This window comes from Variovorax glucosi (assembly GCF_051216695.1).
Lineage (GTDB): Bacteria > Pseudomonadota > Gammaproteobacteria > Burkholderiales > Burkholderiaceae_C > Variovorax.
In genome coordinates this window covers 563,455-585,777 of record NZ_JBPJZE010000001.1, presented here as the reverse complement: position 1 = coordinate 585,777, position 22,323 = coordinate 563,455, and the positions used below count along the sequence as shown (strand labels likewise).

General features: G+C 64.8%; 21 protein-coding genes. 10 read left to right on the top strand and 11 right to left on the bottom strand.

All coding sequences use genetic code 11. The features are described from left to right. Positions 1-55 precede the first annotated feature (55 nt). On the bottom strand, positions 56-2,293 hold the full coding sequence (locus ACSFA3_RS02860) for an NADP-dependent isocitrate dehydrogenase (RefSeq protein WP_435503881.1): 2,238 nt from the start codon (positions 2,291-2,293) through the stop codon (positions 56-58). Between the two features lie 177 nt (positions 2,294-2,470). Between ACSFA3_RS02860 and ACSFA3_RS02855 the strand changes: the two genes are divergently transcribed. The 3 genes from ACSFA3_RS02855 to ACSFA3_RS02845 are packed head-to-tail and all read left to right on the top strand — an operon-like array spanning position 2,471 to position 5,965. Further along, positions 2,471-3,514 carry an aliphatic amidase gene (locus ACSFA3_RS02855; RefSeq protein WP_435503880.1) on the top strand — a complete coding sequence of 348 codons (1,044 nt, stop codon included), beginning with the start codon at positions 2,471-2,473 and terminating at the stop codon, positions 3,512-3,514. Further along, on the top strand, positions 3,514-4,308 hold the full coding sequence (locus ACSFA3_RS02850) for a CbbQ/NirQ/NorQ/GpvN family protein (protein ID WP_435503879.1): 795 nt from the start codon (positions 3,514-3,516) through the stop codon (positions 4,306-4,308). Before ACSFA3_RS02855 ends, ACSFA3_RS02850 begins: the two co-directional genes overlap by 1 nt. Further along, positions 4,295-5,965, top strand: coding sequence for a nitric oxide reductase activation protein NorD (locus ACSFA3_RS02845; RefSeq protein WP_435503878.1), 1,671 nt, complete (start codon positions 4,295-4,297; stop codon positions 5,963-5,965). The genes ACSFA3_RS02850 and ACSFA3_RS02845 overlap by 14 nt, the downstream gene beginning before the upstream one ends. A gap of 4 nt (positions 5,966-5,969) precedes the next feature. Here the strand turns inward: ACSFA3_RS02845 and trmB are convergent, their stop codons facing one another. Genes trmB through ACSFA3_RS02825 form a run of 4 tightly spaced genes read right to left on the bottom strand, consistent with a single transcriptional unit; the run spans position 5,970 to position 9,750 of the window. Then, on the bottom strand, positions 5,970-6,752 hold the full coding sequence (trmB, locus tag ACSFA3_RS02840; protein ID WP_435504944.1) for a tRNA (guanosine(46)-N7)-methyltransferase TrmB: 783 nt from the start codon (positions 6,750-6,752) through the stop codon (positions 5,970-5,972). Continuing rightward, positions 6,752-7,678, bottom strand: coding sequence for a tRNA glutamyl-Q(34) synthetase GluQRS (gene gluQRS, locus ACSFA3_RS02835; RefSeq protein ID WP_435504943.1), 927 nt, complete (start codon positions 7,676-7,678; stop codon positions 6,752-6,754). Before gluQRS ends, trmB begins: the two co-directional genes overlap by 1 nt. Before the next feature lie 7 nt (positions 7,679-7,685). Further along, positions 7,686-8,756, bottom strand: a complete 1,071-nt coding sequence (locus ACSFA3_RS02830) for an NAD(P)/FAD-dependent oxidoreductase (protein ID WP_435503877.1) — start codon at positions 8,754-8,756, stop codon at positions 7,686-7,688. Positions 8,757-8,796: 40 nt separating this feature from the next. Further along, positions 8,797-9,750: a LysR family transcriptional regulator gene (locus tag ACSFA3_RS02825; RefSeq protein ID WP_435503876.1), complete on the bottom strand. Its 954-nt coding sequence runs from the start codon at positions 9,748-9,750 to the stop codon at positions 8,797-8,799. Positions 9,751-9,896: 146 nt separating this feature from the next. Between ACSFA3_RS02825 and ACSFA3_RS02820 the strand changes: the two genes are divergently transcribed. The 4 genes from ACSFA3_RS02820 to ACSFA3_RS02805 all read left to right on the top strand — a co-directional run bounded on the left by ACSFA3_RS02820 (position 9,897) and on the right by ACSFA3_RS02805 (position 12,643). Next, positions 9,897-10,598, top strand: coding sequence for a pirin family protein (locus ACSFA3_RS02820; protein WP_435503875.1), 702 nt, complete (start codon positions 9,897-9,899; stop codon positions 10,596-10,598). Between the two features lie 81 nt (positions 10,599-10,679). Continuing rightward, positions 10,680-11,117, top strand: coding sequence for a DoxX family protein (locus ACSFA3_RS02815; RefSeq protein ID WP_435503874.1), 438 nt, complete (start codon positions 10,680-10,682; stop codon positions 11,115-11,117). 31 nt (positions 11,118-11,148) lie between these two features. Next, positions 11,149-11,703 carry a flavodoxin family protein gene (locus tag ACSFA3_RS02810; RefSeq protein ID WP_435503873.1) on the top strand — a complete coding sequence of 185 codons (555 nt, stop codon included), beginning with the start codon at positions 11,149-11,151 and terminating at the stop codon, positions 11,701-11,703. Between the two features lie 13 nt (positions 11,704-11,716). Beyond that, positions 11,717-12,643, top strand: coding sequence for a pirin family protein (locus tag ACSFA3_RS02805; protein WP_435503872.1), 927 nt, complete (start codon positions 11,717-11,719; stop codon positions 12,641-12,643). Between the two features lie 14 nt (positions 12,644-12,657). Here the strand turns inward: ACSFA3_RS02805 and budC are convergent, their stop codons facing one another. The 4 genes from budC to ACSFA3_RS02785 form a co-directional block, all read right to left on the bottom strand. After that, positions 12,658-13,428, bottom strand: a complete 771-nt coding sequence (gene budC, locus ACSFA3_RS02800; RefSeq protein ID WP_435503871.1) for a meso-2,3-butanediol dehydrogenase — start codon at positions 13,426-13,428, stop codon at positions 12,658-12,660. Positions 13,429-13,651: 223 nt separating this feature from the next. Next, positions 13,652-14,023 carry a type II toxin-antitoxin system VapC family toxin gene (locus ACSFA3_RS02795; RefSeq protein ID WP_435503870.1) on the bottom strand — a complete coding sequence of 124 codons (372 nt, stop codon included), beginning with the start codon at positions 14,021-14,023 and terminating at the stop codon, positions 13,652-13,654. Continuing rightward, positions 14,010-14,219 carry a type II toxin-antitoxin system VapB family antitoxin gene (locus ACSFA3_RS02790; protein ID WP_435503869.1) on the bottom strand — a complete coding sequence of 70 codons (210 nt, stop codon included), beginning with the start codon at positions 14,217-14,219 and terminating at the stop codon, positions 14,010-14,012. The genes ACSFA3_RS02795 and ACSFA3_RS02790 overlap by 14 nt, the downstream gene beginning before the upstream one ends. Positions 14,220-14,269: 50 nt before the next feature. Beyond that, positions 14,270-15,106, bottom strand: coding sequence for a sulfurtransferase (locus ACSFA3_RS02785; protein WP_435503868.1), 837 nt, complete (start codon positions 15,104-15,106; stop codon positions 14,270-14,272). Positions 15,107-15,203: 97 nt separating this feature from the next. Between ACSFA3_RS02785 and ACSFA3_RS02780 the strand changes: the two genes are divergently transcribed. The 3 genes from ACSFA3_RS02780 to ACSFA3_RS02770 all read left to right on the top strand — a co-directional run bounded on the left by ACSFA3_RS02780 (position 15,204) and on the right by ACSFA3_RS02770 (position 20,793). Continuing rightward, a complete protein-coding gene (locus ACSFA3_RS02780; protein WP_435504942.1) occupies positions 15,204-16,259 on the top strand; it encodes an Ldh family oxidoreductase in 1,056 nt (351 codons plus the stop codon). A 41-nt stretch (positions 16,260-16,300) separates the two neighbouring features. Then, positions 16,301-19,819, top strand: coding sequence for a DNA polymerase III subunit alpha (gene dnaE, locus ACSFA3_RS02775; protein WP_435503867.1), 3,519 nt, complete (start codon positions 16,301-16,303; stop codon positions 19,817-19,819). 134 nt (positions 19,820-19,953) lie between these two features. Continuing rightward, the gene (locus tag ACSFA3_RS02770) at positions 19,954-20,793 is read left to right on the top strand and encodes a cupin-like domain-containing protein (RefSeq protein ID WP_435503866.1); all 840 of its coding nucleotides are present in this window, start codon (positions 19,954-19,956) and stop codon (positions 20,791-20,793) included. Between the two features lie 8 nt (positions 20,794-20,801). On the opposite strand, the gene tolA is transcribed toward ACSFA3_RS02770, so the two are convergent. Continuing rightward, a complete protein-coding gene (tolA, locus tag ACSFA3_RS02765; protein ID WP_435503865.1) occupies positions 20,802-21,857 on the bottom strand; it encodes a cell envelope integrity protein TolA in 1,056 nt (351 codons plus the stop codon). A 2-nt stretch (positions 21,858-21,859) separates the two neighbouring features. Then, the gene (locus ACSFA3_RS02760; RefSeq protein WP_435503864.1) at positions 21,860-22,297 is read right to left on the bottom strand and encodes an ExbD/TolR family protein; all 438 of its coding nucleotides are present in this window, start codon (positions 22,295-22,297) and stop codon (positions 21,860-21,862) included. Positions 22,298-22,323 lie beyond the last annotated feature (26 nt).

Genomic DNA, 22,323 nt, shown 5'->3' with positions numbered 1-22,323 from the left:
AAACCGCATCGGCTCGAGAGCCGGTGCGGTTTCATTGTGAGGAGTTGTCCGGTGCTTACGCGGTCACAGCTTCCAGCGCCGCATTGAACGTCGTGCTTGGCCGCATCACCGCTTCCGTCTTCTTCGCGTCCGGCAGATAGTAGCCGCCGATGTCCGCCGCCTTGCCCTGCACGTCGGCCAGTTCGCCGACGATCTTCTGCTCGTTATCGGTCAGGGTCTTCGCCAGACCGGCGAATCTGGCGGCCAGCGCCGCGTCCTCGGTCTGGGCGGCCAGTTCCTGGGCCCAGTACATCGCCAGGTAGAACTGGCTGCCGCGGTTGTCCAGCTGGCCGGTTTTCGGGGATGGGTTCTTGTTCTGGTCCAGCAGCTTGCCGGTGGCTGTGTCGAGCGTCTTCGACAACAGCGTGGCTTGCGCGTTGCCGGTCTTGAGGCCCAGGTCTTCCAGGCTCACGGCCAGCGCGAGGAATTCGCCGAGCGAATCCCAGCGCAGGTGGTTTTCCTCGACCAGCTGCTGCACGTGCTTCGGAGCCGAACCGCCGGCACCCGTCTCATACAGACCGCCGCCGGCCATCAACGGCACGACAGACAGCATCTTGGCGCTGGTGCCGAGTTCCATGATCGGGAACAGGTCGGTCAGGTAGTCGCGCAGGATGTTGCCGGTGACGCTGATCGTGTCGAGGCCGCGGATCACGCGTTCCAGCGTGTAGCGCATGGCACGCACCTGGCTCATGATCTGGATGTCGAGACCGTTGGTGTCGTAGTCCTTCAGGTAGGTCTTGACCTTCTTGATGACTTCGTTCTCGTGCGGACGGTACGGATCCAGCCAGAAAACGGCCGGCGTGCCCGAGTTGCGGGCGCGCGTGACGGCCAGCTTGACCCAGTCGCGGATCGGAGCATCCTTGACCTGGCACATGCGCCAGATGTCGCCCTGCTCGACCTGCTGGCTCAGCAGCACTTCGCCGGTGGCGATGTCGACGATGTTGGCCACGCCGTCTTCCGGAATCTCGAAGGTCTTGTCGTGGGAGCCGTACTCTTCGGCCTGCTGGGCCATCAGGCCGACGTTGGGCACCGTGCCCATCGTCTTCGGGTCGAACGCGCCGTGCCATTTGCAGAAGTTGATGATCTCCTGGTAGATGCGGGCAAAGGTGCTCTCCGGAATCACCGCCTTGGTGTCCTTCAGGCGGCCATCGGCGCCCCACATCTTGCCGCCGTTGCGGATCATCGCGGGCATCGACGCGTCGACGATCACGTCGTTGGGCGAATGGAAGTTGGTGATGCCCTTGGCCGAATCGACCATCGCCAGCTCGGGACGGTGCTCGTGGCACGCGTGCAGGTCGCGCTTGATCTCGTCCTGCTTGCTCTGCGGCAGCGTGGCGATCTTGTTGTAGAGATCGACCATGCCGTTGTTGACGTTGACGCCCAGCTCGTCGAACAGTTCGGCGTGCTTCGCGAAAGCGTCCTTGTAGAAGATGCGCACGCAGTGGCCAAACACGATCGGGTGCGAGACCTTCATCATGGTCGCCTTCACGTGCAGCGAGAACATCACGCCGGTCTTGTACGCGTCCTCGATCTCGCGCTCGTAGAAGTCCAGCAGCACTTTCCTGCTCATGAACATGCTGTCGATGATTTCGCCATCTTTCAGGGCGACCTTGGTCTTGAGAACGACCGTGTTGCCGCTCTTGCCAACCAGTTCCATCTTCACGTCGCGCGCCTTGTCGAGCGTCAGCGATTTTTCACCGTGATAGAAGTCGCCGCTGTGCATGTGCGAGACGTGCGAGCGCGATGCCTGGCTCCATTCGGCCATGCTGTGCGGGTGTTTGCGGGCGTATTCCTTGACGGCCTTTGGCGCGCGGCGGTCCGAGTTGCCTTCGCGCAGGACCGGGTTGACCGCGCTGCCGATGCACTTGTTGTAGCGGGCGCGGATGTCCTTTTCTTCGTCGGTCGTCGGGTTCTCGGGATAGTCGGGAATCGCATAGCCCTTGCCCTGCAGTTCCTTGATGGCGGCGCCAAGCTGCGACACCGATGCGCTGACGTTCGGCAGCTTGATGATGTTGGCATCGGGCGAGAGCGTGAGCCGACCCAGTTCGGCCAGATTGTCCGGCACGCGCTGGGCTTCGGTCAGGGCTTCGGGGAACTGGCCCAGGATGCGGGCAGCCACGGAGATGTCGCTGGTCTCGACGTTGATGCCTGCCGGGCCGGCGAAGGTCCGCACGATGGGCAGGAAGGCGGCCGTCGCCAGTGCGGGGGCTTCGTCGGTCAGCGTGTAGATGATGGTCGGTTGCGTCGTGCTCATGCGCTTGGTTCCTAGGGAGGGAGAAATTGAATCGACGCGTGATTTTCGTGCTTTTTTGCCGCGGGCTCCTTGCGAGGTATCCGGCGGGGTCTCCCCTACGTCAATCAACGTATTCGCGAGGGTTCGCCGGCTTTGCAGAATCGGGCCGTTCCACGGTCACAAGACAAGGTTGCGTTCATGATCCACGGCGATATCTCAAGCAGCAACGACACCGTGGGTGTCGCGGTCGTCAACTACAAGATGCCGCGTCTCCACACCAGGGCAGAGGTGCTCGACAACTGCCGCGCCATCGCGAAGATGGTGGTCGGCATGAAGTCCGGACTGCCCGGCATGGACCTCGTCGTCTTCCCCGAATACAGCACCCACGGGATCATGTACGACAGCGCCGAGATGTACGAGAACGCGGCGTCCATCCCCGGCGCGGAAACCGAGATCTTTGCCGAGGCCTGCCGCAAGGCGAAGGTGTGGGGCGTGTTCTCGCTCACCGGCGAGCGCCACGAGGAACACCCGAACAAGGCGCCGTACAACACACTGATCCTCATGAACGACCGGGGCGAGATCGTCCAGAAGTACCGCAAGATCATGCCGTGGGTGCCGATCGAGGGCTGGTATCCGGGCAACTGCACCTACGTGAGCGACGGCCCCAAGGGCATGAAGATCAGCCTGATCATCTGCGACGACGGCAACTATCCCGAGATCTGGCGCGACTGCGCGATGAAGGGAGCCGAACTCATCGTGCGCTGCCAGGGTTACATGTACCCGGCCAAGGAGCAGCAGATCCTGATCAGCAAGGCGATGGCCTTCGCCAACAACACCTATGTCGCGGTGGCGAATGCCGCCGGTTTCGACGGCGTGTATTCGTACTTCGGCCATTCCTCGCTGATCGGCTTCGACGGGCGCACGCTCGGCGAATGCGGTACCGAAGAGATGGGCATCCAGTACGCGGCGCTGAGCAAGTCGCTGATCCGCGATTTCCGAAAGAACGGCCAGTCGGAGAATCATCTCTTCAAGCTGGTTCACCGCGGTTACACCGGGATGATCAACTCGCGCGAAGGCGACAAGGGCGTGGCCGATTGCCCGTTCGACTTCTATGCCAGGTGGGTCGCCGACCCGCAGGGCACGCGCGAGATGGTGGAGTCGTTCACGCGCACCACCGTCGGCACGGCCGAAGCGCCGATCGAAGGGATCCCGAACGAAGACACCGTCAACGTCCACCGGTGATGCCCGACGTGCTCTCGAACTGGCGCATCGCTACCGAACCTTATTACCGACCGGTCGGCGACGAATGCGAACGCTTCGAGGCCGCATGGTCCGAGCGATTGCCGATGCTGCTCAAGGGGCCGACCGGCTGCGGCAAGACGCGCTTCGTTGAACACATGGCATGGCGCCTGGGCAAGCCGCTCGTGACCGTCGCGTGCAACGAGGACACCACCGCCGGCGACCTCGTCGGGAGATGGCTGCTCGACGCCGAAGGCACGCGCTGGCAGGACGGCCCGCTGACGCTCGCCGCGCGGCACGGCGCGATCTGCTACCTCGACGAGATCGTGGAAGCGCGTGCCGATACCGCCGTGGTGATCCACCCGCTGACCGACACCCGCCGCATGTTGCCGATCGAGCGCAACGGCGAGGTGGTGCGCGCGCATGCGGACTTCGCGCTCGTCGTGTCGTACAACCCCGGCGGCAGCCGCAACCTGAAGGCCTCGACGAAGCAGCGTTTCTGCGGGCTGGAGTTCGACTATCCCGGCGCCGAGGAAGAAACGGAGATCCTCATGCGCGAAGCCGGTGTCGATGTCGGGCTGGCGTCTTCACTCGTCGCGCTCGGAATCCGCTCGCGCCGCCTCGCCGGCCACGGACTGGAGGAGGGCGCATCGACTCGCATGCTGGTGCGCGCGGCGCAGCTCGTACGCTGCGGAATGACGCCGGCTGCCGCGAGCCGCATGGCGCTCGTCGCACCGCTGACCGACGACGCGGTGCTGCGCGACGCGCTGCTGGCCGCTGTCGATGCCTCGTTCTGAGCTGGCTCCGCTCGGCCCGTATCTGCGGCTGCTCTGGAACGTCGCGCCGCCGTTGCTGCTGCTGCCCGCTGCGATCGAGGGCGACGCCGGCGATGCGCAGCCGTACCTCTCGCACGCCGGCCTGCACCTTCCGGCCGCACCTGCCGCACCTGCCGCACCTGCCGGTCTCGACGGCGCGAGTGCCGCGCACTGGCAGCGCGCCGCAGCAGCCCATGCCGCGGCGCATCTCGTTTTCTCGCGCAGCGTTTTCGTGCGCGAGGGCATGGCGCCCATCACGCAGGCGCTGCTCGGCCTGCTGGAGGATGCGCGTGCCGAAGCGCTCGCCTGTCGCCAGCTCCCGGGTCTGCGACGACTCTGGGCGCCGCTGCACACGGTGACGTCGCAGGATGGCGACGACTTCGAAACGCTCATGTTGAGGCTTGCCCGCGGTCTCATCGACGCCTCTTATGTCGATCCGCATCCCTGGATCGCGAAAGGCCGGTCGATGTTCTTCAGCGACGGTAGCGGCCAGGAGGTTTTGGCTCAAACCGCTCCGCGTGCGCTGCGCCAGCTCGCTTCCGCACTGGGCAACGACATCGGACAGATGCGCATCGGCTTCAATCCGAAGCTGTACCGGCCCGGACCGAGCTACCGCGACGACAACCGCTGGCTCTGGCACAGCGACGAGCAGCATGCGGGTCGGTCGCAGCCGGCGCCGACAGCAGCGCGCCTGAAGGACGATGCGACCGGCGACATCCCGCCCGAGCCTGTGCAGTGGCGCTATCCCGAATGGGATCGGCGCATCGGCCGCGAGCGGCGCGACTGGTGTGCGGTGATCGAACACGCGGCGAGCGAATCCGCTTCTGCGGTACGGTGGTCGTCGCCGTCGTCATCGCCGTCGATTCCCTTTCCGGCGGCGCGTCTGCGTGCCGCGCTGCAGGTCGCGGCCTTGCGGACACGCGTCCTTCAGCCGCGCGAGGCCGACGGCGACGAACTGGATGTCGAAAATTCCGTTCAGACGCTGGCCGCACTGCGCCGCCGCCAGCCGTGGGATGAGCGCGTCTACCGTCGGATACGGCACGCGCCGGCCAGATTGGCGGTGATGCTTCTGCTGGACACTTCCGCGTCGAGCGGCGAGCGGCCTTTGCACGCGAGTGCAGCTGGGAGCGCGACAACGGTGCTGTCGCTGGCGCAGTGCGCCGCAGCCGAACTGGCGGCAGCCATGTCGCGGCTGGGCTGGCGCGTCGCCATCCAGGGTTTCAGTTCCGACGGCAGGCATGCCGTTCGACACAGCCGGGTGCTCGGTTTCGGCCAACCGTGGAACGACGCTGCGGAGCGTCGGCTCGCGGGGCTGCGGGCCGGAGATTCCACGCGCATCGGCGCGGCGTTGCGGCATGCCACGCGTGCGCTTCTGGAGCAACCGGCGACACGGCGGATCGCGCTGGTGCTGGGCGATGGCGAGGCGTACGACATCGATGTCCACGAGCCCGGCTACCTAACCGAGGATGCGCGCCACGCAGTGCGGACCGCCCGGCGGGCCGGCGTGCGTTGCTTGTGCCTGATGCCCGGCACCGGTTCGCCGGAGGCCGCGCGCATCTTCGGTCCCGATGGCATCGCGCTGCTGCGCGACATGTCGTCGCTGCCGCTCGCGATGAGCCGCCTGCTGTCGAGCGGCTGACGACTCAGTCGCGACCGTCGATGCGCTCGAAGACGAGGTCCCAGACGCCGTGGCCCAGCTTGAGACCGCGATTCTCGAACTTGGTCAGCGGCCGGTATTCCGGTTTCTCCGCATAAGTCGTTGCCGTGTTGCGCAGCATCGATTCGGCCGACAGCACTTCGAGCATCTGCTCCGCATAGGGTTGCCAATCGGTCGCGCAATGAAGATAGCCGCCCGGCGCCAGGCGTTCGGCCAGCTTGCGAACCAGCGGTGCCTGGATCAGCCGGCGCTTGTTGTGCCGCAGCTTGTGCCACGGATCGGGAAAGAAGATGTGCACGCCGGCCAGTACGCCGTGCGGCAGCATGTGGTCGATGACGTCGACCGCGTCGTGCGCGCAGATGCGGATGTTGGTCAGCGACTGCTCACCGATGCGTTTCAGCAGCGCGCCTACGCCGGGTTCGTGCACCTCGCAGCAGAGAAAGTTGTCGTCCGGACGCACGGCCGCGATGTGCGCCGTCGCTTCGCCCATGCCGAAGCCGATTTCCAGCACCGTCGGAGCGTCGCGGCCGAACACGGCGGCGAAGTCGACGGGAGATTCGGTGTACGGCAGCAAGAAGCGCGGGCCGAATTCTTCGTACGCGCGTGCCTGGCCGTCGGTCGTGCGACCCGCGCGGCGCACGAAGCTCTTGAGGCGGCGGTGCAGCGGATGCGGGTTCTCGGGGTCGTACGGGCCTGGAACAGCAGGCAGTTCCTGAGATTCCGGCGGGACGGGAGGGGAGTTGGGGAGGTCGTTCACGGGCGCATTCATCAAGGCCGCGAATTGTAGAGATCGTGCCATGCCGGAATCCAGGCGGACAGCGCCTCGGCGGCGGTCGGTGCCTGCGTCAACGGAAGGCCGAGCACTCGCGCCGCGGCTTCGAGCGCAGCCAGCGCAGCCGCCGGCGTCGACGTGTCGATTGGCTGCGCGCCGTTCTGCTTGGACAGCTTCTGGCCGTCCGGCGCCATGACCAGCGGCGTGTGGAGGTAGGTCGGCGTGGGCATGTCGAGCGCCTGCTGCAGCGCGATCTGGCGCGCCGTGTTGTCCGCCAGATCTTCGCCGCGCACGACATCGCCGATTCGCTGATCGGCATCGTCGACGACGACAGCCAGCTGATAGGCCCAGACGCCGTCCGCGCGACGAAGGATGAAGTCGCCGACTTCGACTGCTACGTCCTGGCACTGCGCGCCGAGGCGACGGTCGGTCCAGTCGACGACGGACGTTTGTTCAGCGACTGCAGTGACCGCAGCGCCGTCGAGCGGTACGACGGCGAAGCGCCAGGCCCGCGCCTGCCGGCCGTGCAGTCCGCTGCGGCAGGTGCCGGGATAGACACGTTCGCCGTGCCGGTCGTGCGTCACGCCGCGTCGGGCGAGTTCGTATTCGATGTCCTTGCGCGAACAGGCGCACGGGTAGGCACGTCCGGCAGCGACGAGCCGGTCTAGCGCTTGCTGGTACGGCGCGAAGCGTTGTGTCTGCCAAACCGGCGGCAGGTCGGGATGCATTCCGCAGGCGGCGAGTTGCGCCAGGATGTGTTCGCCCATGCCCGGCAGGCAGCGTGCGGTATCGGCATCCTCGATGCGCACCAGCCACTGCGCCAACGGCCCGCGCGCGCGCACGTCGAGCCAGCTGGCCAGCGCGGCGACCAGCGAGCCCGCATGCAGCGGGCCGGTCGGCGATGGCGCGAAGCGTCCGGTCAGAGGATGTTCAGAGAACGGCCAGGGCCAGCGAAAGGCCCGACAGGAACGCGTCTTCCACGCGATGCCCCATGCACCAGTCGCCGGCAACGCCGATGCGCGCCTTGGCATCCCAGAGATGCGTCTTGCCCAGCGGCACCTGCGTCTGCGCTTCGGGCCAGCAACGGGCACGAGCGTAATTGGGCGTGGCATAGATGCCGGTGATTTCGGCGAATGCGCGCATCAGCTTGGCTTCGACGCGCTGCGCGTCGTCGCGCAGATGTTCCTGCGACCAGGTCGGGCTGGCCTGCAGCGTCCAGCGTTCGACCGGATCGCGGCCGGGTTTGGAAGATTCGCGAGCGAGCCAGGCCACGCGGTGGTGCGTGCTGCGGGCGGCATTCCACTGCGGCCCGAGGTGCGACATGGTCGGCTGATTGGCTTGCGGGAAAGCGATCATCAGCGTCCAGCACGGCGATGCCTGCACCTTGGCTATGCCGCGCGCGACCGGCTCGGACACCTTGCCGCGCGACAGCAGCAGCCGTGCGCGCGCCGGCGGCACGGCCAGCAGCACGCCGTCGTAACCCGAATGCACGCCGGTGGCGCCGCCTTCGCTTTCGGTGCGCAGCTGCCATTTGCGCGGGCTCAGCGCATCGGCTTCAATCTGCACCACGGTTGCGCCTGTCACGACGCGCTCGCCGAGCGGCTTGGCCCAGTTCACGACCAGCGCGTCCATGCCCGGTTGTGCCACCCAGTGCGATTCGAGCGACGGCAGCGCTGCTTCGGCAACGCGGCCGTGCGGGTCGAGTACGCGGACCAGATTGGCGCTCCAGCGCTTGCAGGTGGTCGGCTCGGTCTTGAGCGCGAGTTCGAAGCGTGGATCGCGAACGGTGAAGTACTGGGCACCGCTGTCGAAGCGACCGAACGCGGTCGACTCACTGGCCATGCGTCCGCCGGCTGCGGCTTCGCTTTCGAACACCGTCACTTCATGGCCAGCCTGCATCAAGGTGCGGGCGCAGGCGATGCCAGCCATGCCGGCGCCGATGACAGCGAACTTGCGGGGTGCCGGAGCGGGGCGGGCGGCGCGGTCTGGAGAGGTGGACATGACGATTTCTTTCTTTTGGAAACGCACTCTACATCGGGTTTCAGCGGCCCCGGTGGCGCTCGAGCAGGGCGCGGCGGGTGCCTTCGTGATCGAGTTGCGCCAACCACCATGTCAGCGCCCGGCCCGCATGACCCGCTGCGCGTGCGCGCCAGGCCGCATGCATCTGCCCGACCGGCTGGACGCGCTCGGTCGGCAACTCGACCAGATGCCCGGCCTCGATGTACGGGCGTGCCATCGGCTCGGGCAGGAAACCGCCGCCCAACCCGTGGAGTTGCGCTGCAAGCTTGCTGTGGACCGTGGGTACGGTGAGCACGTCCTGACCGCCGATCAGGTTGACGCTCATGCTCGGACCGGCACGCGACGAGTCGGCGGCAACGACGGCGCGGTGCGCGCGCAGCGTCGCATCGTCGAGCGGCGTCGTCAGGCGCGCCAGCGGATGGTTCGGTGCCACTGCATAGATGAAGCGCAGTTCGCCCAGCGGCCGGGTGCGGATGCCGGCTGCCGTGAATGCCATGCTGGCAGCGTCCAGCACCGAGCCGATCGCGAGGTCGGCTTCACCGCTGGCCAGCGCCTCGATGGTGCCGAGCAGCGTTTCGTCGCGCAGCTTCAGGCGCGTCGGCGGGTCTTCGGCATAGAACGCGCCGATCAGGTCGAGCATCGGGTCGCGCGCGATCACGCTGTCGACCGCGATGGTGAAGAGCGGCTCCCAGCCGGTCGCCACGCGCTTCACGCGATTGGCGACCGCTTCGACATCCGCCAGCAGGCGCGGCGCCTCGCGCATCAGTTCGGCGCCGGCTTCGGTGAGCCGTGCCTGGCGAGCGCTCCGGTCGAACAGCAGCACGTCCAGCGCGTCCTCGATCTGGCGCACCCGGTAGCTGAGGGCGCTGGGCACCAGGCCGAGCGTGCGGGCCGCGCCGGCGAAACTGCCGGCGCCGACCACCGCCTGCAGCATGCCGAGGGAATCGGGCGTCAGGACATCGCGGGGACTCAGCATTTGGCGCTTTCAATCGTTCGAATAATTTGAATGATGACATCAAACGCGAACGACTTTCAGCCACCTCAACCGCTCTAAAGTTGCTTCATCGGCGGCACATACGGTGCGGCAGTGCAGAAAGTCCCTTCGGGGCAAGGAGTTCAACGATGTTGACGATTCGCAAATCCCAGGAACGCGGTTACGCAGACCACGGCTGGCTCAAGTCTTTCCACAGCTTCTCTTTCGCCGGTTACCACGACCCGGCGCACATGGGCTTCGGCAACCTGCGCGTGATCAACGAAGACCGCGTGGCCGCAGGCGCCGGCTTCGGCACCCACGGCCACAAGGACATGGAAATCATCAGCTACGTCATGTCCGGCGAACTGGCGCACAAGGACAGCATGGGCAACATCGAGAGCATTCCACCCGGAGAAGTCCAGCGCATGAGCGCCGGCCGCGGCGTGATGCACAGCGAGTTCAATCACAAGAAGGACGAGACCACGCACTTCCTGCAGATCTGGCTGCTGCCGAACGCCCGTGGCATCGAGCCCGGTTACGAGCAGAAGAAGTTTCCCGACGCCGAAAAGCGCGGCCATCTGCGGCTGGTCGCTTCGCCGGACGGCAGCGACGGTTCGGTGACGGTGCATTCGGATGCGCGGCTCTATGCAGGGCTGTTCGACGGCGCGGAAAGCACGTCGCTGACACTCGACCCGGCGCGCAAGAGCTATGTGCATCTGGTGCGCGGCGAACTCGAGGTCAACGGCCGCAAGCTGACGACCGGCGACGCTGCGCTCATCGAGGGTGAATCGCAACTCGCCTTGAGCGCTGGCAACGATGCCGAAGTGCTGGTGTTCGATCTCGCTGCATGATCCCGGGGCCGCTTCGACAGCGGCCCTTTTTTTGCTTGTTTCCTTTTTCCCTTTGTTCTTTTCTTTTCAGGAGTGACTTTCATGGCTTCAACGACCTACCCGACTTCCACCGGCATCACCACCACCTCGACGCAGGACGTCATCGCCCTCGTCGGCCGCATCCTGATCGCCTATCTCTTCATCCCGGCGGGCTTCGGCAAGCTGATGGGTTTTGCGGGCACGGTCGGCTACATCACGTCGGCCGGACTGCCGCTGCCGCAGGTCGCCGCGGCGATCGCAATTCTTGTGGAACTCGGCCTCGGCATCGCGCTGCTGCTCGGCTTCAAGACCCGCATCGTCGCCATCGTGATGGCAATCTTCACCGTGGCTACCGCCCTGTTCTTTCACAAGTATTGGTCCGCGCCTGACGCGATGAAGATGATGCAGACCATCAACTTCAACAAGAACATCGCCATCGCAGGCGGCCTGCTCGCCTTCGCTGCATTCGGCCCCGGCCGTCTGAGCATCGACAAGCGCTGATTCGATCCTCCACAACTCTCGAAAGCATTCAATGACAAACGTCGCAGTCATCTTCCATTCCGGCTACGGCCATACCCAGCGCGTCGCGCAGTTCGTCGCCGACGGTGCACAGGGCGAACTGATCGCCATCGACGCCGAAGGCAACCTGCCGGAAGGCGCCTGGGAAACGCTGGCCGCCGCCGACGCCATCATCTTCGGCACGCCGACCTACATGGGCGGCGCGAGCTGGCAGTTCAAGAAGTTCGCCGACGCGACGTCCAAGGTCTGGTTCACGATGGGCTGGAAGGACAAGGTCTTCGGCGGCTTCACCAACAGCGCCAGCTTCAACGGCGACAAGCAGGTCACGCTGCAATATCTGCAGACGCTGGCTTCGCAGCACGGCGGCATCTGGACCAGCCTGGGCATGCCGCCGTCGAACAAGAAGGCCGCGACCCGCAACGACATCAACAACCTGGGCAGCTCCGTCGGCGCGATGGCGCAATCGCCCTCGGATGCGAGCGTTCAGGAAATCCCGCAGGGCGACCTCGATACGGCAAAGGCCTACGGCAAGCGAGTCGCCGAGATCGCGGCCAAGCTGCGCGGTTGAACCGGACTTCGTCATGAACGATCTCCTCACGCTGACCGGTCATGACAAGGACCTCGGCGGCGGCTTCAAGGTGCGCCGTCTGCTGCCTGCCGCCAAGCGCCGTTCGGTCGGACCTTTCGTGTTCTTCGACCATTTCGGTCCCGCTCACGAACGGCCCGGCGAACAGCACGACGTGCGACCGCATCCGCACATCGGCCTGGCCACCGTCACCTATCTTTTCGAGGGCGCGATGATGCATCGCGACAGCCTCGGCAGCGTGCAGGAGATCCTGCCCGGCGCGATCAATTGGATGACTGCCGGTCGTGGCATCGTGCATTCGGAGCGCAAGCCCGAGCGCTTGAAGTCGGATGAATACGTCAACCATGGATTGCAGCTGTGGGCAGCGCTTCCGCAGGCACATGAAGAAGTCGAGCCGGCATTCGTGCATACGGCAAGCAACAAGATTCCGGAAGTCGAAGAGCAGGGCGCCCGCGTGCGGGTGTTGGTCGGCGAGGCGTTTGGAAAGCGGTCGCCGGTCGCGACCTATGCGCCGACGATCTACCTCGATGTCCTGCTGAATCCCGGTGCGCATTTCAAGCTGCCGGCCTTGGCGCCGGAACTTGCCGTCTACACCGTCGACGGTGCGATCGCCATCGACGGCACGCCGGTGGAGGCGCACACCATGACGCTGCTGCCGGACGGGCTGGGTGCCTTGCTGATCGTACCGGCTGAGGCGTCCGCCGTACGGCTGATGGTGGTCGGCGGCGAGCCGCTGGACGGTCCGCGCTTCATTACCTGGAACTTCGTCTCGAGCAGCAAGGAACGCATTCTTCAGGCCGGTGACGACTGGTCCGCCCAACGCATGGGACATGTGCCCGGCGAGACGGAATTCATTCCGCTGCCGGGTTCGCCTTTCAAAGTGCAGGACCCGGCGCCGGACGCCGGCACGACGCCGGTCTGAATCAGTGCAGTGCGTCAGCGCATCCGCGGCTGACCGTTCGACGCGCTGACGCCGCCGTCGACAGGCAGTGCCACACCGGTCACGAAGCTCGCGTCGTCGCTCGCCAGAAAGGCGATCACCGATGCGACTTCGCTGGCTTCGGCCGGCCGGCCTAGCGCGATGCGATCCTTGAACTTTGCCATCAGTTCGGGCTTCTGCTCCATTTCTTCGGTCATGCCGGTTCGCGTCAGACTCGGGCAGACCGCATTCACGCGAACGCCGTCGGCGCCGTGGTCCAGCGCCAGGGAGCGCGTGAGGTTGACGACCGCGCCTTTCGACGCGTTGTAGAAGCCCATGTCCCAGTCCGCGCCGGTGCCGGACACCGATGCGGTGTTCACGATACAGCCACGGCTCTTCTTCAGTTCGGTCATGGCGGCCTTCGCGCAGTGGAAAACGCCGCCGACGTTGGTGGTCATGACCTTGTTCCAGTCCTCCAGCGAGCCTTCCGACGCCTTGCCCTGGACGACGACGCCGGCATTGGCAACCATCACATGCAGCGCGCCAAATCGCTCGACAGTCGCGGCAACCAGTGCTTCAACCTGCGCGAAGTCGGCAACGTCGGTCTCGCGGACGAGCGTCCTGTCGGCGGGTAGATTGACTGCGATCTTTTCGAGCTTTTCCAGCGTCGTTCCGGCCAGCACGACGTTCGCACCTTCTTCCGAAAAGCGGATGGCGGTTGCCTTGCCGATGCCCGAGCCGGCGCCCGTGACGATGACGGTCTTGTCTGCGAATCTATGGAGGGTCATGAGGTGTCCTTTGAGTGATCGGTTGGTTTGAAACAGACCGGTCAGCGTGAGGACTCCGGATGGCGCAGGGCGTGGGAGAAGGGCAACGCGGAGCGTGAGAGTGCGGGAACAGATTGAATGTCGTGCCGAGTTGCTCGGCAGACGTTATCTCCGCGATTTGTGTGCGACGTATTCCTTCAGCGCGCCGTCCTTGCGGGACTGCACATCGGAACCCAAGCTTCAGCTAGTGCAGCGAAAACGCAGCGATATTCAAACGTTTTGCTGCTTGTTCAAGTCGCTTGTCTCGCGTCCAAAGCAACGTCGAAGGTTCCAGCCTCGTAGACGCAAGCAGATGCAGGTCGACGTAGCCGATGCCCGATCCGAACAGGCGTTCCGCGGTCAGGAGCGCCATCACCTCTGTCGGGCTGGCGACAGCGACGCTCGGCAAGAGTTCCAGTACTTGAATCGTCTCGGTGCGTTTCTGCAAATTGCCCAGTGCGATTTCACCGATGACATAAGGATGAGTCAGCACCATCCCGTCATTTAGCAGCGTCTGCAATTGCTCGTCGCCGTGGGCCAGATGATCTATCCAGATCGACGTATCAACGAGGATCATCTGATGGTTCGGATTGCCGACGCGGTATGGGTTTCAGGTCAGGCGATGAGCCGCCGAGAAGCGCGAGCCGTCGTGCGGCTTCTCGCTGCACGAAACTCTTGAGCGCCTGTTGTATGAGCGCCGAGTTTTCTTGAATGCCCGTCATGGCCCGAGCTTGGGCCATGAGTTCGTCATCCAGAGTGATGGTTGTTCGCATGATTACTTCCAATGCACCAAAAATAGCATCATACGATGCGTTTGAAGGTGCTATCTTTTCACCGAAAAATCTGGGTCCTCCGCAGCCCACGCACTCGCGTCCCCACCCGTCGCGCTCAAATCAGGCGCCAGCGTTCGCCGGCCGTCGAACACGAAGCAGTCGCCCTCGTAATGCGCGCCGCCTACGTCTTCGAAATACTTCAGGATGCCTCCTTCGAGTTGAAGCACGTCTTCGACGCCGGCTTCCCGCATCAGGATCGCCGCCTTCTCGCAACGGATGCCGCCGGTGCAGAAGCTCACCACCGTCTTCCCCGCAAGTTCGTCGCGGTGTTCGATCAGCGCAGGTGGGAACTGCGTGAACTTCTCGATACGCCAGTCGATGGCACCTTCGAAAGTGCCGTGATCGACTTCGAATGCATTCCGCGTGTCGAGCAGAACGATCGGCTTTCCGGCATCGTCGTGGCCCTGGTCGAGCCAGCGCTTGAGCGTCGTCGGCGTCACGCCGGGCGCGCGACCGGCGGCCGGATTGATGGCGGGATGGTCCATACGGATGATTTCGCGCTTCACCTTCACCAGCAGCCGGCGGAATGGCTGCGCCGACGACCAGCTTTCCTTGGTTTCGAGCGTCTCGAAGCGCGCGTCGGCACGCAGTTCGGCGACGAATCCGCGCACGTTGTCGGCTTCGCCGGCCAGGAAGAGGTTGATGCCTTCGGGCGCCAGCAGGATCGTGCCCTTGAGCTGGCGCGCGGCGGCGCTGTCGAGCAGGGCGGTGCGCAGCGTCTGCGGATCGTCGATGCCGGCGAACAGGTAGGCGGCGATGTTCAGGACGGGTGCGGCAACAGGTGGTACGGCGGTTGGCGCGTTCGGCGCGGAGGTCTTGTCTGGCATGGAAGGGATTGTAGAAAGGCATGAAAACTGCGCGACCGACACACAATGGCTGGACGGGCTCGTCGCAGGCACCGCCAACCAGGGAACTTCCATGCCGATTCGTCTTTCTCTTGCCGCCGCGACCGATCTGGTCGTGCGCATCCTCGACAAGCAGGCCGTACCCGCCGACATCGCCCGAGACGTGGCCGAACACCTGGTCGAATCCGACCGCGTCGGCTACGCCAGCCACGGCATATCGATACTGCCCGGCTACGCCAGGGCGTTGACCGACGGCCAGCTTCTCGGCGCTGCTCGCCCGACCCTCGAAACCGACGGCGGCGTCTTCCAGGCCTGGCACGGCCGGCACGGTTTCGGCCAGCACGTCGGCAAGCAGGTGATCGCCGCGGGCATCGAGGCGGCGCGCGCGCACGGCCAGTGCATCGTCACGCTGCGCGACAGCCATCACCTCGGCCGGATGGGCAGTTACGGCGAGCAGGCGGTTTCGGCCGGAATGGTGCTGATCGCTTTCACCAACGTCATCAACCGGCCGCCGATGGTCGCGCCCTTCGGCGGCGCCGAGGCGCGGCTGACCACCAATCCGATCTGCTTCGCCAGTCCGTTGCCCGACGGCCGGCCGCCGCTGATCCTCGACATGGCGACCAGCACCATCGCCTTGAACAAGGCGCGCGTGCTGGCCGACAACGGCGATCCCGCGCCCGACGGTGCGCTGATCGATGCCGATGGTCTGCCGACCAGCGACCCGTCCGTCATGTTCGCGAATCCGCCCGGCGCGCTGTTGCCGTTCGGCGGCCACAAGGGTTACGCGCTCGGCGTGATTGCCGAATTGCTGGCCGGCGTGCTGTCGGGCGGAGGAACGATCCAGCCGGAGCATCCGCGCGAGGGGCTGGCGACCAACAACATGTTCGCGGTGATCTTCGATCCGTCGCGGGCCGGTGCGGCGTCGTGGCAGGGGCACGAGGCCGGTGCCTTCATCGACTATCTGCTGTCGTGCCCGCCGCAGCCCGGCACGAACGCGGTGCAGTACCCCGGTGAGTACGAGGCGAGGAACCGTCTGAAGAATTCGACGCATATCGCGTTGGGCGACGGCAGCTGGAAGGCGCTGTCGGCGCTGGCGGATTCGCTCGGCGTTGCCATAACAGGCGAAGCGACCTGAGGCTGAAAAACGGTCTTCCCCCGGCTTTCTACAATGGCCGGATGTTCGTTCACCTGCGCCTCCACACCGAATTTTCCGTCGTCGACGGCACCAACCGAATCGACGAAGTCGTCGCTTCAGCCAAGGCGGACAAACAGCCCGCGCTGGCCATCACCGACCTGAACAACCTGTTCGGCGCGGTCAAGTTCTACAAGGAAGCACGCGGCGCGGGCATCAAGCCCGTACTGGGCGCCGAAATCTATCTCGAGGGGCTGGGCAGCGAGCCCGGCGTCCTGACCCGCATCATCCTGCTGGTGCAGAACACGCAGGGTTATCTGCACCTGTCGGAAATCCTGGCGCGTGCCTGGACGCGAAATGTGGCGCGTGGGCAGGCCCAGACCCAGGCCTTGTGCCGTCTGGAATGGCTCGAGGAGCTCAGCAACGGGCTCATCGCGCTTTCGGGCGCGCAGGCCGGCCCGCTCGGCGCGCCGCTGCTGCAGGGTCAGGCTGCGCGTGCGGCCGATGTGGCGCTGCGCCTCGCAGGAATTTTTCCGGACCGCTTCTATATAGAGCTGCAGCGCGCCGGCCGCCCGGAAGACGAGCCACACGTGATCGCTGCCGTGCAGCTTGCCGCGCGGCTCGATCTGCCAGTCGTCGCGACGCATCCGGTGCAGTTCGCGACCGCCGACGACTACGAAGCCCACGAGGCGCGCGTCTGCATTTCCGAAGGCGAAATCCTCGGCAATCCGCGCCGCGTGCGCAAATTCACGCGCGACCAGTACTTCAAGTCGGCCGCCGAGATGGAAGCGCTGTTCGCCGATGTGCCGAGCGCCATCGCCAACACGCTCGAAATCGCCAAGCGCTGCAGCCTGACGCTGGTGTTGGGCAAGCCGCAGCTGCCCGACTTCCCGACGCCGGTGGTCGACGGCGTGCGCATGCCGATCGACGAATTCTTCCGCGTCGAATCCCATGAAGGGCTCGAGGTGCGTCTGGCGCACCTGTACCCCGACGCGGCGAAGCGCGATGCGCAACGTCCGCGCTATGTCGAGCGGCTGGAGTTCGAGATCAAGACGATCCTGAACATGGGCTTCCCCGGCTACTTTCTGATCGTGGGCGACTTCATCAAGTGGGCCAAGAGCAACGGCTGCCCGGTGGGTCCGGGCCGGGGCTCGGGCGCCGGTTCGCTGGTGGCTTATGCGCTGAAGATCACCGACCTCGACCCGCTCGAATACAACCTGCTGTTCGAGCGTTTCCTGAATCCCGAACGCGTCTCGATGCCCGACTTCGACATCGACTTCTGCCAGGGCAACCGCGACCGCGTGATCGACTACGTCAAGGACAAGTACGGCCGCGAGGCGGTCAGCCAGATCGCTACCTTTGGCACGATGGCCGCCCGTGCCGCCATCCGCGACGTGGGCCGCGTGCTCGACATGAGCTACATGTTCTGCGACGGCATCAGCAAGCTGATCCCGAACAAGCCCGGCCAGCCGGTGACGATCCAGTACCCGCCGAATCCGAAGGTGGAGGGCGACAAGAACAACTACGCCATCGAGATGGAGCCGCAACTTGCCGCTCGCATCGAGAAGGAAGAGGAAGTGCGCATGCTGGTCGAGCTGGCGCAGAAGCTCGAAGGCATGACTCGCAACATCGGCATGCATGCGGGCGGCGTGGTGATCGCGCCCGGCAAGCTCACCGATTTCTGCCCGCTCTATCAGCAGCCGGGCAGCGATTCGGCCGTGAGCCAGTACGACAAGGACGATGTCGAAGCCATCGGCCTGGTGAAGTTCGACTTCCTGGGCCTGGCGACGCTGACCATCCTCGAAATCGCACGCGAATTCATCGCCAAGCGGCACAAGGGGCAGGAGAACTTCAACTACGAAGACATCGCGCTCGACGACGTGCCGACCTACCGGTTGTTCTCCGAGGGCAAGACCGAGGCAGTGTTCCAGTTCGAATCGCGCGGCATGCAGGGCATGCTGAAGGATGCGAAGCCGACCCGGCTGGAAGACCTGATCGCGCTGAATGCGCTGTACCGGCCCGGCCCGATGGACCTGATCCCGAGCTTCGTGGCGCGCAAGCACGGCCGCGAAACGGTCGAGTACCCGCATCCGCTGGTCGCGGAAATGCTCAGCGAGACCTACGGGATCATGGTCTACCAGGAGCAGGTGATGCAGACCGCGCAGATCCTGGGCGGCTATTCGCTGGGCGGCGCCGACATGCTGCGCCGTGCGATGGGCAAGAAGAAGGCCGAGGAAATGGCCGAGCACCGCGAGATCTTCCGCAAGGGGGCCGCAGTCAACGCGATCGATCAGGACAAGGCGGACGAAATCTTCGACCTGATGGAGAAGTTCGCGGGCTACGGCTTCAACAAGTCGCACGCCGCCGCCTACTCGCTGCTCGCGTACCACACCGGCTGGCTCAAGGTCCATTACACGGCCGAGTTCTTCTGCGCCAACATGACCGTGGAAATGGACGACACCGACAAGCTCAAGGTGCTGTTTGAGGACGCGATCAAGAACTTCGGCATGACCTTCGAGTCGCCGGACGTGAACAGCGGCAACTACCGTTTCGAGCCGATCACCGACAAGTCGATCCGCTACGGTTTGGGCGCCGTCAAGGGCACCGGTCAACTGGCGGTCGAGGCGATCGTCAAGGCGCGCGAGGAGGGCGGTCCGTTCGGCAGCCTCTACGATTTCTGTGTGCGCGTCGATCGTCAGCGCATCAACAAGCGCACCGTCGAGGCGCTGATCAAGGCCGGTGCATTCGACGCCATCCACGACAACCGAGCGTCTCTGGTCGCATCGATCGACCGCGCCTTCGAGTTCGCCAACGCGACGCAGGCCAACGTGGCGCAGGTCGACATCTTCGGCGATAGCGAGCATGGCTCGGCGGCTGCGGAGCCCGATCTGGTCCCGGCCACGCAGTGGGGCGTGAAGGAACGGTTGACCTTCGAGAAGGTCGCCGTCGGTTTCTACCTGTCGGGTCACCTGTTCGACGAGGTCGCGCACGAGGTCCGGCGCTTCTGCAAGCGCGAGATCGACGAGTTGCTCGACACCCGCGAGCACCAGGTCATTGCCGGCATCGTCAGCGACATGCGCGTCATCAACGGCCAGCGCGGCCGGCTGGCAATCTTCAAGCTGGACGACAAATCGGCGTCGATCGAGGCGACGGCCGATGAAGCCGTGATGAACGCGAACCGCAACACGCTCAAGGACGATGAACTGGTCATCGTCAGTGGGCGGCTGCAACCCGGTCGCGGCGGTTTCGAGGCGCGTTTCCAGGTGCAGCAGGTCTGGGACCTGGCGACTGCGCGCTGCCGCTTCGGCAAGTTCCTGCGAGTGGCTGTCAACGGCAAGGCACCTGACATCGCGCGGCTGGTGAAGGATTTTCCGCCGCGACTGGAGACGACCGAAGCCGGCGAAGTGCGAACGGGAATGCCGGTGCGGCTGACGCTGGCGCGCGGCGGCGCGCGTGTCGAGCTACAGCTGGGCGAGAACGCCAAATTCTTCCCGAACGATGCGGCGTTAGCCTGCTGGACTGCCCAGGCCGAGGCCGGGCAGGCCGTAATCGTGTACGAGTAGGCATTAAGGCCTACTCTTTCAGCCATCTGCCGAGGCCGACGTCAGATTCCTTTACATTCGGCGGCTACGTTTAAAGTTAGCTCCATGGAGAAGCACGCATGCGCTGTTTTGAAGAATCCCAGTCACTCAGCCTCTTGGACCGGGAGACTTTCAAGTTTCAGCACAAGCTGATGGGCCACCCGGCGCTGAGCCTCGAGAACCTTGCGAAGGTCTTGCCCGCGCTGTCCGACGGCCGCGTCAAGCATTCCAAGGGATTTCTCAAAAACGGCGACGATTTCGAATCGGTGATGTGCAAGGATCCGGTCCGCACGCTGACCATCGAGGAAACGATCGAACAGATTCGTGTATCCGACTCCTACATCATGGTCGACGGCCCGGAGGAAGACGCTTCCTTCAAGGATCTGTACCGCGAGCTGATCTCGGACGTCGAAGCGGTGATGCGCCGCAACGGTGTCGGCGACAGGGTGACCGACCCGCGCCTGTTCATGTTCATTGCGTCGCCGAACAGCATCACGCCGTTTCACATCGACCGCTATTCGAATTTTCTGATGCAGTTCCGCGGCAGCAAGGAAGTCTCCGTGTTTCCGCAGTGGAACGACACGCTGGTCAGCCCGGAAAATCGCGAGGCTTATGTCGCGCTGCAAAACACGAAGCTGCCCTGGAAGCCTGAGTTCGATGCGCTGGCGGTCAAGCACGATTTCCGCCCTGGCGACGCGGTTCACATTCCGTTCACTGCCGGGCACCATGTGCGCAACGGTTCCGAAGACGTGTCGATCTCGTTGTCGATTTTCTTCAGCACCCGCGAAAGCCTGGCCTGGCAGAACGCATTGCGCTTCAACCATGCATCTCGCGGTGCGCTGCGTCGCGTCGGCATGAAGCCGTCGCCGGTCGGCACGCAGCCATGGCGCGACAACGGGAAGTCCTATATGTGGCAGGCCATGCGCAAGGTGCGCAATGTCCTGCGTCCGAGCTAGGCGTCAGATCAGCGCTTCGGCTGTAGCGCCACGATCAGCGACGGGAAGATGCGACCGTCGTTGTCGCGCGGCAGCTTATCGGTCTTGCGCAGACCGCGTTCGGCCGCCTGGTCCCAATTCGGTAATCCGCTCGACTTGACCAACTTCACGCCGACGATGGTTCCGTCGGGTGCCAGAGTGACTTCGAACTCCGCCTTCGGATTGCCGTTGACGAGGTCCGCGTCCGGGAACACGATGTTCGGCCGCACGGCGGCGGCGACCCTGGCACCGTAGCTGCCTGAAGGTCCGCTCGATTTCAGCGCATTGCCTGTCGCCGTCTCGCCGCCGCTTGCGCCGGCCATGCCCTGCATTCGCTTCAGCGTCGCTGCGCGATCCGCGGCAGCCTGCTTGCTGGCTTCGGCCGCAGCGTTCTTCTTCGCTGCCTCCGCCTGCGCCTGTTTTGCAGCGTCCGCTTCCTTCTTCTTCGCCGCCTCGAGCTGTGCCTGCTTGGCTTCGGCCTGCTTCTGCTCGGCCTCTTTCTTCTTTCGTGCGTCGGCCAGGGCTTTCTGTTGGGCTTCCTTCCGGTCCTGCGCTTCTTCCTCGGCGCGCTGCTTCGCTTCGAGTTCCTTCTTTTCCTGCGCAGCTTTCTTAGCGGCTTCGATCTTCTTTTCCTGCTTCGCCTGTTCGAGCTCGCGTTCCTTCTGTTCCTTGGCCTTCTTCTCGCGTTCGAGCGCGATGTCCGGCGCGCGTGGTGCGGGCTCGGGCGTTCGCACCGCTGGCGCAGGCGGCGGCGGGGGAGGCGGCGGCGGTGCAGGCCGTGGCGCCGGTGCGGGCGGTGGCGGCGGTGGCGTCACGGGCACCGGCGTCGGGGCCGGCGGCTGCGACAGACGCGGCGCTGCCTGTTGAACGGTCGTCGACCAGATTTCCGCCTCGACCGCGTCGTCTTCGGCATCGCGCTTCCAATGCACGCCCCAGGTCAGCGCTGCGATGAGCACCACGTGCGCCAACAATGCGAAAACGATCGCACGCGGCGTACCGCGCTGGGGCGGCGGTGCGAATTCGGGACGATCGGCTGCGAGCGACATCCTTACTTCGCGCCTGTCGTCTGGACCGAGAGTCCGACGCGCTCGATGCCGGCCCGCTTCAGTTCATTCATCGCCTTGACCACGGTTTCGTACTTCACCGTCTTGTCGGCGCTGATGACGACCGGGCGCTGGGCGTCGCCACCTTGTGCAGCGATCACGGACTTGCCGATCTGGTTGAAAGGCACGTTGCTGCCACCGGTGCCGCTCGACGCATCCTTCTTGATCTGGATCTCGTCATCTGTCTTGATGACGATCTCGATCGGCTTGTCGGGCTGCTTGTTCGCGCGGTCGACGCTCGGAAGGTTGATGACGCTCGGCGTGATGAGCGGCGCGGTGACCATGAAGATGATCAGCAGCACCAGCATCACGTCGATGAACGGGACCATGTTGATCTCGTTGATGGTGCGGCGTCCGCGTCCTCGGGATGAAACTGCGGCCATGGGCTCTGCTCCGGTAGTGTGGCTGG

Bases quoted from the DNA above. Each gene is read 5' to 3' on its own strand.
- ACSFA3_RS02790 (WP_435503869.1), bottom strand. From the start codon at position 14,219: ATGCGAACAACCATCACTCTGGATGACGAACTCATGGCCCAAGCTCGG.
- ACSFA3_RS02810 (WP_435503873.1), top strand. From the start codon at position 11,149: ATGACAAACGTCGCAGTCATCTTCCATTCCGGCTACGGCCATACCCAG.
- ACSFA3_RS02825 (WP_435503876.1), bottom strand. From the start codon at position 9,750: ATGCTGAGTCCCCGCGATGTCCTGACGCCCGATTCCCTCGGCATGCTG.
- ACSFA3_RS02805 (WP_435503872.1), top strand. From the start codon at position 11,717: ATGAACGATCTCCTCACGCTGACCGGTCATGACAAGGACCTCGGCGGC.
- ACSFA3_RS02815 (WP_435503874.1), top strand. From the start codon at position 10,680: ATGGCTTCAACGACCTACCCGACTTCCACCGGCATCACCACCACCTCG.
- ACSFA3_RS02845 (WP_435503878.1), top strand. From the start codon at position 4,295: ATGCCTCGTTCTGAGCTGGCTCCGCTCGGCCCGTATCTGCGGCTGCTC.
- dnaE (WP_435503867.1), top strand. From the start codon at position 16,301: ATGTTCGTTCACCTGCGCCTCCACACCGAATTTTCCGTCGTCGACGGC.
- tolA (WP_435503865.1), bottom strand. From the start codon at position 21,857: ATGTCGCTCGCAGCCGATCGTCCCGAATTCGCACCGCCGCCCCAGCGC.
- budC (WP_435503871.1), bottom strand. From the start codon at position 13,428: ATGACCCTCCATAGATTCGCAGACAAGACCGTCATCGTCACGGGCGCC.
- ACSFA3_RS02830 (WP_435503877.1), bottom strand. From the start codon at position 8,756: ATGTCCACCTCTCCAGACCGCGCCGCCCGCCCCGCTCCGGCACCCCGC.
- ACSFA3_RS02860 (WP_435503881.1), bottom strand. From the start codon at position 2,293: ATGAGCACGACGCAACCGACCATCATCTACACGCTGACCGACGAAGCC.
- ACSFA3_RS02795 (WP_435503870.1), bottom strand. From the start codon at position 14,023: ATGATCCTCGTTGATACGTCGATCTGGATAGATCATCTGGCCCACGGC.
- ACSFA3_RS02855 (WP_435503880.1), top strand. From the start codon at position 2,471: ATGATCCACGGCGATATCTCAAGCAGCAACGACACCGTGGGTGTCGCG.
- ACSFA3_RS02820 (WP_435503875.1), top strand. From the start codon at position 9,897: ATGTTGACGATTCGCAAATCCCAGGAACGCGGTTACGCAGACCACGGC.
- ACSFA3_RS02850 (WP_435503879.1), top strand. From the start codon at position 3,514: ATGCCCGACGTGCTCTCGAACTGGCGCATCGCTACCGAACCTTATTAC.
- ACSFA3_RS02785 (WP_435503868.1), bottom strand. From the start codon at position 15,106: ATGCCAGACAAGACCTCCGCGCCGAACGCGCCAACCGCCGTACCACCT.
- trmB (WP_435504944.1), bottom strand. From the start codon at position 6,752: ATGAATGCGCCCGTGAACGACCTCCCCAACTCCCCTCCCGTCCCGCCG.
- ACSFA3_RS02760 (WP_435503864.1), bottom strand. From the start codon at position 22,297: ATGGCCGCAGTTTCATCCCGAGGACGCGGACGCCGCACCATCAACGAG.